This is a genomic window from Mycobacterium sp. MFM001 (genome assembly GCF_003402475.1).
In the GTDB taxonomy this organism is placed as follows: Bacteria; Actinomycetota; Actinomycetes; order Mycobacteriales; family Mycobacteriaceae; genus Mycobacterium.
Map to the genome: position 1 here is coordinate 334,778 of NZ_BFAB01000007.1, position 10,276 is coordinate 345,053.

Consider the following 10,276-nt stretch of genomic DNA (forward strand, 5'->3'; position numbering starts at 1 on the left):
GATGCCCCAAGGCCGTCCGCTGCAGGTTCCCGACGACGGGCTGACCACCCGGGCCCGGCGCAACACGCCGGTCCTGGCGGTCCACACCGGCCCCGGCAAGGGAAAGTCGACGGCCGCCTTCGGTATGGCGTTGCGGGCGTGGAATTCCGGGCTGAACGTCGCGGTGTTCCAGTTCGTCAAGAGCGCGAAATGGAAGGTCGGCGAGGAGGCGGCATTTCGGCAACTCGGCCGCGTGCACGACGAACATGGCGTTGGCGGAGCGGTGGAATGGCACAAGATGGGCTCCGGCTGGTCATGGTCGCGTAAGGCCGGCAGCGACGAGGACCACGCGGCGGCGGCCGCCGACGGCTGGGCCGAGATCGCGCGGCGACTTGCCGAACAGCGCCACGACTTCTACGTGCTCGACGAGTTCACGTATCCGCTGAAGTGGGGCTGGGTCGATGTCGACGAGGTGGTGGACACCCTACTGGCCCGCCCGGGCAGCCAGCATGTGGTGATCACCGGACGCGACGCCCCTCGACGGCTGGTCGACGCCGCCGATCTGGTCACCGAGATGACCAAGGTCAAGCACCCGATGGACCTCGGCCGCAAAGGCCAGAAGGGCATCGAGTGGTGAGCACGCCCGCGGTCGTCATCGCCGCCCCCGCATCGGGCAGCGGAAAGACCACGGTCGCAACGGGTTTGATCGGCGCCCTGCGGCAGGCAGGCCATGTCGTCGCACCGTTCAAGGTCGGTCCGGACTTCATCGACCCGGGCTATCACACGCTGGCCGCCGGCCGCGCCGGCCGCAACCTGGACCCGGTACTGGTAGGGGAGCACCTCGTCGGCCCGCTGTACGCACACGGCGCCGCCGGCGCCGACATCGCCGTGATCGAAGGCGTGATGGGGCTTTTCGACGGGCGCATCGACCCCGGTACGGCGGTGCCGGCATCCGGTTCCACCGCGCACGTCGCCGCCCTGCTGGGCGCTCCTGTCGTCCTGGTTGTCGATGCCCGCGGCCAGAGCCACAGCATCGCCGCACTGCTGCAGGGCTTTTCGACGTTCGACAGCCAGACCCGCATCGCCGGTGTCATTCTCAACCGGGTCGGCTCGCCCCGACACGAACAAGTGCTGCGGCAGGCGTGCGAGCACGCCGGTGTGCCGGTGCTGGGCGTGATCCCGCGCAACGACGAAATCGAAGTGCCGACACGGTATCTGGGCTTGGTCACCGCGGCAGAATACGGTCGGCGCGCACAACAGGCCGTTGAGGCGATGACGGCACTGGTCGCCCGCCACGTCGACGTCGGCGCGGTATTCGCCGCAGCCGCAAGCCGGGTGATCGACCCGCCGTGGGATCCCGCGGCCGAACTCCCCGCGGCCCCCGGCGTCACGGTCGCGCTGGCCAGTGGAAGGGCGTTCACTTTCGGCTACGCCGAACATGCGGAGTTGTTGCGGGCGACCGGGGCGGACGTGGCCGAATTCGACCCGCTGGTCGACCCGCTGCCCGACAATGCCGACGCCGTGCTGCTGCCCGGCGGTTTCCCCGAGCAGTTCGCCGCGGAGCTGTCCGCCAACCACGTGGCCCGCGGCCAGATCAACGCGCTGGCCGCGGCCGGAGCACCGGTGCACGCCGAATGCGCCGGGCTGGTGTATCTGGTGTCCGAACTCGACGGATACCCGATGTGCGACGTGCTGGCCGGATCGGCGCGGTTCACCGAGCAGCTGACGTTGGGCTATCGCGACGCTGTCGCAGTGACCGATTCGCCGCTATACGACGCCGGCCAACGGATCGTGGGGCACGAATTTCACCGCACCACAGTCAGTTTCGGAAAAAGCTACGAACCGGCGTGGGTTTATGCGGGACACGGCGCCTGGGACGGCGCCGTACACGACGGCGTGCACGCCGCGTACCTGCACACCCACCCGGCGGCCGCGCCGGACGCGGTGGCACGCTTCGTGGCTCGTGCCGCGGCCTCTAGAGTTAGCCGGTGACCGAGAACGCCTATCTGGCCGGGTTGCGGCTGGCCGGCAAGAAGGTCGTCGTGGTGGGCGGCGGCACCGTCGCCCAGCGCCGGCTGCCGCTGCTGGTCGCCAGCGGCGCCGACGTGCACGTCATCACCCGCTCCGCCACCCCCGCCGTCGAAGCGATGAGCCGAATCCAGTTGTCGCTGCGCGAGTATCGCGACGGCGACCTCGACGGCGCCTGGTATGCGATCGCGGCCACCGACGACGCACACGTCAACGCCGCGGTGGTCGCCGAAGCCGACCGGCGGCGAATCTTCTGCGTGCGCGCCGACATCGCCGTCGAGGGCAGCGCCGTCACCCCGGCGACGTTCGACTACGCCGGGCTGTCGGTAGGCGTGCTGGCCGGCGGTGAGCACCGCCGCTCGGCGGCAATCCGCTCCGCCATCCGTGAGGCGCTGCAGGGCGGGCTCATCACCGCCGAGAGCGACGACGTGATCCGCGGAGGAGTAGCGCTGGTCGGCGGCGGCCCGGGCGACCCGGAACTGATCACCGTGCGCGGCCGGCGACTGCTCACCCAGGCCGACGTCGTCGTCGCCGACCGGCTGGCGCCGCCGGAACTGCTCGCCGAGCTGCCCCCGCACGTCGAGGTGATCGACGCCGCCAAGATCCCGTACGGCCGAGCGATGGCCCAGGACGCCATCAATGCGGTGATGATCGAGCGCGCGAAGGCCGGGCAATTCGTGGTGCGCCTCAAAGGCGGCGACCCGTTCGTGTTCGCCCGCGGCTACGAGGAAGTTCTGGCCTGCGCCGACGCCGCCATTCCGGTGACCGTCGTGCCGGGTGTGACGAGTGCCATAGCAGTGCCCGCGTCGGTGGGTGTTCCGGTCACCCATCGCGCCGTCAACCACGAATTTGTGGTGGTCAGCGGCCATATTGCGCCCGGGGAGCCCGAATCGTTAGTGAATTGGGATGCATTGGCCGCGCTGTCCGGCACGATCGTTTTGCTGATGGCCGTCGAGCGCATCGAACTTTTCACCGAAGCCCTGCGCAAAGGCGGCCGACCTGCGGATACGCCGGTGCTGGTGGTTCAGCACGGCACGACGGCCGCCGAACGCACGTTGCGGGCGACGCTCGCCGACGCGCCGGAAAAGATCAGGGCCGAAGGTATCCGGCCTCCGGCGATCATCGTGATCGGCGCTGTGGCCGCCTTCGGTACTTAAGCGAATCTTAAGATTACTGTAGGGTAGCCCCTTATGACGGCTCTTAATGACGTAGAGCAGGCTGTCCAAAGCTGGACAACTGAACGCCCCGAACGAGCGGTCCCGATGCCTTCCACACACACCTCAGTAACAGCGTTAGGCCGTATCGGCCGGTACTTGCCGACGTGGCTGACGTCGCGCAGGTTCGTTGCCGCGGTCATCGCGCTCAGCGGTATGCAGCTGATGGCGACCATGGACGGCACCATCGCCATCGTCGCGCTTCCCAAGATTCAAAACGAGCTCGGCTTGTCCGACGCCGGCCGCAGCTGGGTGATCACCGCCTACGTGCTGACGTTCGGCGGACTCATGCTGCTCGGCGGCCGGCTCGGCGACACCATCGGGCGCAAGCGCACCTTCATCGTCGGCGTCGCCCTGTTCACGATCGCCTCGGCGATGTGCGGCATCGCCTGGAACGAGCCCACTTTGGTCCTCGCCCGGCTGCTGCAGGGCATCGGCGCCGCGATCGCCTCACCCACTGCTCTGGCGCTGGTGGCAACGACGTTCCCGAAGGGGCCGGCGCGCAACGCCGCGACGGCGGTGTTGGGCGCGATGACCGGCGTCGGCTCGGTGATGGGCCTGGTAGTGGGCGGCGCGCTGACCGAATTGTCGTGGCGGCTGGCGTTTTTGGTGAACGTGCCGATCGGGCTGGTGATCGTCTACGTGGCCCGCACTGCGCTGCGGGAAACGCAGAAGGAGCGGATGAAGCTCGACGCCACCGGGGCCCTGCTGGCCACGCTGGCCTGTACTGCCGCGGTTTTCGCGTTCTCGGTGGGCCCGGAGAAGGGCTGGATCTCGGTTACCACCATCGGGTCGGGTTTGGTGGCTCTGGGCGCGTTCGTCGCATTCGTCATCGTGGAGCGCACGGCGGAGAATCCCGTCGTGCCATTCGACCTGTTCTTCGACCGCAACCGGCTGGCGACTTTCGCCGCCATCTTCCTGGCCGGCGGCGTGATGTTCACCCTGACCGTGCTGATCGGCCTGTACGTGCAGGACATCATGGGTTACAGCGCGCTGCGCGCCGGCGTCGGCTTCATCCCGTTCGCGATCGCAATGGGTATCGGGCTGGGCGCGTCGTCGCAACTGGTGTCGTGGTTCCCGCCGCGGGTCCTCGTGATCGGCGGCGGAATCCTGGTGTTGGGCGCGATGCTGTACGGCTCAACGCTGAACGCCAACATCCCGTATTTCCCGAACCTCGTGATGCCGATCGTCGTCGGCGGTATCGGTATCGGCGTGATCGTCGTCCCGTTGGTGCTCTCGGCGATCGCCGGCGTCGGGTTCGACCGGATCGGACCGACCTCGGCGATCACGCTGATGCTGCAGAACCTCGGCGGCCCGGTGGTGCTGGCCATCATCCAGGCCGTCATCACGTCGCGCACCCTCTACCTGGGCGGCACCAACGGCCCGGTGAAGGACATGAACGCCGCCCAGCTGCATGCGCTGGACCACGGCTACACCTACGGGCTGCTGTGGGTGGCCGGCGTGGCCGTCCTGGTCGGCGGTGTGTCGCTGCTCATCGGCTACACCTCCGCGCAAGTCGCGCACGCCCAGGAAGTCCAGCAAGCCATCGACGCCGGCGAGCTGTAACTCCGTCCCGCGAAGTTCCGCGAAGTTCCGCGAAGCAGAAGCCACGGTCGTGATCCAGCGCGGATCACAGCCATAGCTGCCGTTTCGCGGATCCCCAAGGCTCACAGATAGGCGGCGGCGACCTGCCGCGCCCGGCTTCGCCGCGCTTGCAGTCGCCGCATAGGCTTGCGCGCTGTGATCACCCGGATGTCCGAGTTGTTTCTGCGCACGCTGCGCGACGACCCCGCCGACGCGGAGGTCCCCAGCCACAAGCTGTTGATCCGGGCCGGCTACATCCGGCCGATCGCGCCCGGCCTGTACAGCTGGCTGCCGCTCGGGCTGCGCGTGCTGCGCAAGATCGAGCGGGTGGTCCGCGAGGAGATGAATGCCATTGGCGGGCAGGAGATCCTGTTTCCCGCACTGCTGCCGCGCGCCCCGTATGAGACCACGAACCGGTGGACTGAGTACGGCGACACCATCTTTCGGCTGCATGACCGGCGTGAGAACGACTACCTGCTGGCGCCGACCCTCGAAGAGATGTTCGCGCTGACCGTGAAGGGGGAGTACTCCTCCTACAAGGACTTCCCGCTGGTGCTCTACCAGATCGCGACCAAATACCGCGACGAAGCGCGCCCGCGGGCCGGCATCCTGCGTGCCCGGGAATTCCTGATGAAGGACGCGTACTCCTTCGACATCGACGACGCAGGGCTCAAGTCCGCCTACCACGCGCACCGCGAGGCCTATCAACGCATGTTCGACCGGATGCAGGTGCGCTACGTCATCGTCTCGGCGGTGTCCGGCGCGATGGGCGGCAGCGCCTCGGAGGAGTTCTTGGCCGAAAGCCCGATCGGCGAGGACACCTTCGTGCGCTGCCTGGAATCCGGGTATGCGGCCAACGTCGAGGCGGTCATCACTGCGCGGCCGGAGAGCCGGCCCGTCTACGGGTTGCCGGAAGCCGTCGTCCACGACACCGGCGACACCCCGACGATCGCGACCCTGGTGGAGTGGGCCAACAGCGCCGGCCTCGGCCGCACGATCACCGCCGCCGACACGCTCAAGAACGTGATGCTCGAGGTCCGCCAGCCGGGCGGCGAGCGTGAGTTGCTGGGCATCGGGGTGCCGGGCGATCGCGAAATCGACGAGAAGCGACTGGCTGCCGCCCTCGAACCGGCCGACTACAAACTGCTCGACGACGGTGATTTCGCCAAGTATCCGTTCTTGGTCAAGGGGTATATCGGGCCGAAAGCATTGCGGGACAACGAAATCCGCTATCTCGTCGACCCGAGGGTCGTGGACGGCACCAGCTGGATCACCGGTGCCGACCAGCCCGGCAAGCACGTCGTCGGTCTGGTCGCCGGCCGCGACTTCACCGCCGACGGCACCATCGAGGCCGCCGAGGTGCGCGACGGCGACCCCTCACCCGACGGCGCCGGTCCGCTGGTGAGCGCCCGCGGCATCGAGATCGGTCATATCTTCCAGCTCGGCCGCAAATACACCGATGCGTTCACCGCCGACGTGCTCGGTGAGGACGGCAAACCGGTCCGGCTGACCATGGGCTCCTACGGCGTCGGGGTGTCGCGGCTGGTGGCCGTGATCGCCGAACAACACCACGACGAGCTCGGTCTGCGCTGGCCGTCGAGCGTTTCGCCGTTCGACGTGCATGTGGTGATCGCGAACAAGGACGCCGAAGCCCGCACCGGAGCCACCACGCTCGCCCGCGATTTGGACCGGCTGGGCATCGAGGTCCTGCTCGACGACCGCCAGGCGTCGCCCGGCGTGAAGTTCAAGGACGCCGAACTGCTGGGGGTGCCGTGGATCGTCGTGGTGGGTCGCGGCTGGGCCGACGGCGTGGTCGAGCTGCGTAACCGGTTCAGCGGCGAAACCCGGGAGCTGACGGCAGGCGCCGGGCTGGCCACCGACATCACGGCAGCGGTCACCGGGTAGCCAGCGTCGACCCGCTGCACTCGGCTTCGCCGAGCTTGCGATCGCCGCACTAACCCGGCTAGTCGCTGCCGCCTGGGAAGGCGGTGGTGATCGGCCAGGCGCCCGCCGCCCGGTTCCACCGCGCCGCCAGCACACTGCTCTGGATCAATGCGGTGACGGCGAATCCGCGGTCCTGCGACGCCTCGGCCTGCTCGACCACCGCTCGCCAGGCCACCTCGGTGTCCTTTTCCATGCGCGCCGCGAGCCGGGCCGCATCGACCTCGTTGTCCACCCGCATGGGCAGCTGGTAGCCCGCGGCGGCGACCGGGGCGGTGACCTGACGTGCGTCCAGCATCCCGATGACCTGGTCGCGACGTTCCCGGTGCTGGTTCATCGAGGCAACCACCAGGTCGTTCATGGCCGGCGCGCACCGGGCGGAGACAATGCCGTAGCCGTAGATGACGGCGTGTTCGGTGCTCAGCGCCGCACATAACGCGTCGTCGTAGGCGGTCACGTTGTGGCGTCCCCGAACACCAGCGCAACGGTGTACGCGGCGGTACACGCGGCGGCGATCGAGCCCATCAGCCCGGCCCGGTATCCCGACTCCGTGATGGCCAGCTGACTGGCGCTTGCGGCCGACCCGCGCAACGAGCCGACGACGTCGGACAGTGTCGGTGGCGGTCCGGGCGGGGCGCTGCTCGTCGTTGTCGTCGTCGAACTGGAGGTGCTCGAGGTGATCCCGGCGACCCGGTCGATCTCGGCCGACAGCGCGTCCGCGTGCTGCGAGCGTTCGGAGGCGACCTGCCTCAACGCGGCAGCAACGCGCGGCGACTCTGCAGTGGCCGCGGCCGCTGCCTTTTCGCTGTCGTTGCGGGCCAACGTCAATTGCGCTTGCAGTGGGTCGACCTCGGGGGGCTTTTCCTGGCGTGAACCGCACGCCGACGCCGTGATCCCCAACGCGGCCAATGCGGCACCGCCGGCTAGCACGCGTCGCCTGGTCACGACCGGCACTGTCGGTGGCACAGCAACATCCTGCCATTGCGCGCGACGCTGGTACCAAAGCGGTGAGCGGGCATTCGCGGTCCCCGGCTGAGCGCGGATTCCTGGCGTATCGTTGGTTGCTGTTCCCCGGAACTTCATGACCGGACAACTCAAGATGAGGAGCTCGCCGTGGCCACCGGGCTACCTTCGCAAACGCAGGTGATCGAGCTACTCGATGGCGAGTTCGCGCGCGCAGGCTACGAGATCGAAGACGTCGTCGTCGACACCCGAACCCGTCCGCCGCGGATCACGGTGATCGCCGACGGCGACACCGCCTTGGACCTGGACACCATAGCCGCGTTGTCCCGATCGGCATCGAGGGTGCTCGACGGCGTCAAAAGCATTCACGGACAGTACGTGCTCGAGGTCAGCTCGCCCGGTGTGGAGCGCCCGCTGACCAGCGAAAAGCATTTCCGCCGCGCCCGCGGCCGCAAGGTCGACATGGCCTTGACGGACGGATCCCAACTGGTCGGGCGGCTCGGGGAAACCCGCGACAACGCCGTGTCGCTGGTCGTTCGCGACGGCCGCGACTGGGCGCTGCGCAGTATCCCGCTCGATCAGATCGTGGAAGCTGTTGTGCAAGTTGAGTTTTCGTCGCCCGCCCAACGGGAGTTGGAGCTGGCGACCCAAGTGGGTCGGGGTGCGGAAACGGAGGAGCGGCGCTGATGAATATCGACATGGCCGCGCTGCACGCGATCGAAGCGGACAAAGGCATTTCGGTGGATGTGGTCGTCGAGACCATCAAGTCGGCGCTGCTCACCGCCTACCGGCACACCGAAGGACACCAGCAGGACGCATACATCGACATCGACCGCAAGACGGGGGTCGTGCGGGTGATCGCCCGCGAGGTCGACGAGGACGGCAATGTGCTGTCCGAATGGGACGACACCCCTGAGGGTTTCGGCCGGATCGCCGCCACCACTGCGCGGCAGGTGATCCTGCAGCGGCTGCGCGACGCCGAGAACGAGCGCAACTACGGCGAGTTCTCCACCCGGGAGGGTGAAATCGTCGCGGGGGTGATCCAACGCGACAGCCGCGCCAACGCGCGCGGGCTCGTCGTCGTCCGGATGGGCAGCGAAACCAAGGGATCCGAAGGGGTGATCCCGGCGGCCGAGCAGGTGCCCGGCGAGACCTACGAGCACGGCGACCGGCTGCGCTGCTACGTGGTCGGGGTGACCCGCGGTGCCCGCGAGCCGCTGATCACGCTCTCGCGTACCCACCCGAACCTGGTGCGCAAGCTGTTCTCGCTGGAAGTGCCCGAGATCGCCGACGGGTCAGTGGAGATTGTCGCGGTCGCCCGTGAGGCGGGCCATCGTTCCAAGATCGCCGTGCGGTCGAACGTCCCCGGTCTCAACGCCAAGGGCGCCTGCATCGGCCCGATGGGACAGCGGGTGCGCAATGTGATGAGCGAGCTGTCCGGGGAGAAGATCGACATCATCGACTACGACGAGGACCCTGCCCGCTTCGTCGCCAATGCGCTCTCGCCGGCCAAGGTGGTTTCGGTCACGGTCATCGACCAGTCCGCGCGGGCCGCCCGGGTGGTCGTGCCCGACTTCCAGTTGTCGCTGGCAATTGGTAAGGAAGGCCAGAATGCGCGGCTGGCTGCCCGGCTGACGGGCTGGCGGATCGACATCCGCGGCGATTCGCCCGAACACCCCGCCGGCCAGCCGGAACACGGCGCAAGCCACGGCATGGCCCACGACCGGTAGTGGCGATCGCAAGCGCGGCGGAGCCGGGCGCAGTGGGTCGCCACCCAACGGGCTAGCCGGTGCCGAGCGCCGGCCTGGTGCAGGTAAACTGAGCCGTGATCCAGCGCGAGACTTCGGCCTCGGCGCATCGACGCACCGAAGGACCGGTGCGGACCTGCGTCGGCTGCCGGAAGCGAGAGTTGGCCGTCGAACTGCTTCGAGTGGTGGCGGTGTCGAGCGAGAACGGCAAATCCGCCGTAATCGTCGACACAGCAGGTAACCTGCCGGGGCGGGGTGCGTGGCTGCATCCCTCACCGCAGTGCACACGCGAAGCGATCCGGCGACGAGCTTTCACCCGAGCGCTGCGCATCACCGGTTCACCGGATACATCCGCGGTGGTCGAGCATGTCGATTCGCTCGGCACACCCGGCAACAGGACAGGTAGCAAAGAACATGAGCACACCGTGAAGTCCCGATGACCATGCGTCATAGCTAAACCCGAGGCGCGGCCCACCACCGCTGTCGCCTCATGGACAGGAGATGTAGTGGCAGGCAAGGCCCGCGTACACGAGTTGGCCAAGGAACTCGGTGTTACCAGCAAGGAAGTTCTCGCCCGGCTGAGCGAACAGGGCGAATTCGTCAAATCGGCATCCTCGACGGTCGAGGCGCCCGTCGCGCGCCGGCTGCGTGAATCGTTCGGCGGCGGCAAGCCCGCCGCGGAGAAGACCGCCGGCAACGGCGCACCCGCGAAGGCAGCCAAGGCCCCGGCGCCGGAGAAAAAGGCGCCGGCCGCTGAGCCGCCCGCGCCGCCGGCCCCGCCCGCGCAGCCGCAAGCCGCGCAACCCCAAGCCGCGCCGC

At 68.2% G+C, this 10,276-nt stretch carries 11 protein-coding genes; 9 read left to right on the forward strand and 2 right to left on the reverse strand.

Annotation, left to right across the window (positions count from 1 at the left end; genetic code table 11):
- Position 1: 1 nt before the first annotated feature.
- The 5 genes from cobO to MFM001_RS15155 all read left to right on the forward strand — a co-directional run bounded on the left by cobO (position 2) and on the right by MFM001_RS15155 (position 6,710).
- Complete coding sequence (cobO, locus tag MFM001_RS15135) at positions 2-616, forward strand: cob(I)yrinic acid a,c-diamide adenosyltransferase (RefSeq protein ID WP_116376065.1); 615 nt, start codon at positions 2-4, stop codon at positions 614-616.
- Entirely contained in the window at positions 613-1,971 is a 1,359-nt protein-coding gene (locus MFM001_RS15140; RefSeq protein ID WP_116376122.1) for a cobyrinate a,c-diamide synthase, read from the forward strand. Before cobO ends, MFM001_RS15140 begins: the two co-directional genes overlap by 4 nt.
- On the forward strand, positions 1,968-3,164 hold the full coding sequence (gene cobA / locus MFM001_RS15145) for a uroporphyrinogen-III C-methyltransferase (protein ID WP_116376066.1): 1,197 nt from the start codon (positions 1,968-1,970) through the stop codon (positions 3,162-3,164). Before MFM001_RS15140 ends, cobA begins: the two co-directional genes overlap by 4 nt.
- 33 nt (positions 3,165-3,197) lie before the next feature.
- Complete coding sequence (locus tag MFM001_RS15150; RefSeq protein ID WP_116376067.1) at positions 3,198-4,787, forward strand: MFS transporter; 1,590 nt, start codon at positions 3,198-3,200, stop codon at positions 4,785-4,787.
- A gap of 174 nt (positions 4,788-4,961) precedes the next feature.
- Positions 4,962-6,710 (forward strand): proline--tRNA ligase, encoded by a 1,749-nt coding sequence (locus MFM001_RS15155; RefSeq protein ID WP_116376068.1) that lies wholly within the window; start codon positions 4,962-4,964, stop codon positions 6,708-6,710.
- 58 nt (positions 6,711-6,768) lie between these two features.
- On the opposite strand, the gene MFM001_RS15160 is transcribed toward MFM001_RS15155, so the two are convergent.
- Both MFM001_RS15160 and MFM001_RS15165 read right to left on the reverse strand, forming a co-directional pair.
- Positions 6,769-7,203: a ferritin-like domain-containing protein gene (locus tag MFM001_RS15160; RefSeq protein ID WP_238159186.1), complete on the reverse strand. Its 435-nt coding sequence runs from the start codon at positions 7,201-7,203 to the stop codon at positions 6,769-6,771.
- Positions 7,200-7,712 (reverse strand): hypothetical protein, encoded by a 513-nt coding sequence (locus tag MFM001_RS15165; protein ID WP_116376070.1) that lies wholly within the window; start codon positions 7,710-7,712, stop codon positions 7,200-7,202. Before MFM001_RS15165 ends, MFM001_RS15160 begins: the two co-directional genes overlap by 4 nt.
- Positions 7,713-7,859: 147 nt before the next feature.
- On the opposite strand from MFM001_RS15165, the gene rimP reads away from it, so the two are divergent.
- The 4 genes from rimP to MFM001_RS15185 all read left to right on the forward strand — a co-directional run.
- Positions 7,860-8,396 (forward strand): ribosome maturation factor RimP, encoded by a 537-nt coding sequence (gene rimP / locus MFM001_RS15170; RefSeq protein ID WP_116376071.1) that lies wholly within the window; start codon positions 7,860-7,862, stop codon positions 8,394-8,396.
- On the forward strand, positions 8,396-9,439 hold the full coding sequence (gene nusA, locus MFM001_RS15175) for a transcription termination factor NusA (protein WP_083129383.1): 1,044 nt from the start codon (positions 8,396-8,398) through the stop codon (positions 9,437-9,439). Before rimP ends, nusA begins: the two co-directional genes overlap by 1 nt.
- Before the next feature lie 95 nt (positions 9,440-9,534).
- Positions 9,535-9,897: a YlxR family protein gene (locus tag MFM001_RS15180; RefSeq protein ID WP_192886951.1), complete on the forward strand. Its 363-nt coding sequence runs from the start codon at positions 9,535-9,537 to the stop codon at positions 9,895-9,897.
- A gap of 66 nt (positions 9,898-9,963) precedes the next feature.
- On the forward strand, positions 9,964-10,276 hold a 313-nt coding region (locus MFM001_RS15185; RefSeq protein ID WP_238159187.1), incomplete at its 3' end, for a translation initiation factor IF-2 N-terminal domain-containing protein.

Excerpts from the sequence above, each read along its gene's own strand:
- nusA (WP_083129383.1), top strand. The coding sequence starts at position 8,396 with ATGAATATCGACATGGCCGCGCTGCACGCGATCGAAGCGGACAAAGGC.
- MFM001_RS15150 (WP_116376067.1), top strand. The coding sequence starts at position 3,198 with ATGACGGCTCTTAATGACGTAGAGCAGGCTGTCCAAAGCTGGACAACT.
- cobO (WP_116376065.1), top strand. The coding sequence starts at position 2 with ATGCCCCAAGGCCGTCCGCTGCAGGTTCCCGACGACGGGCTGACCACC.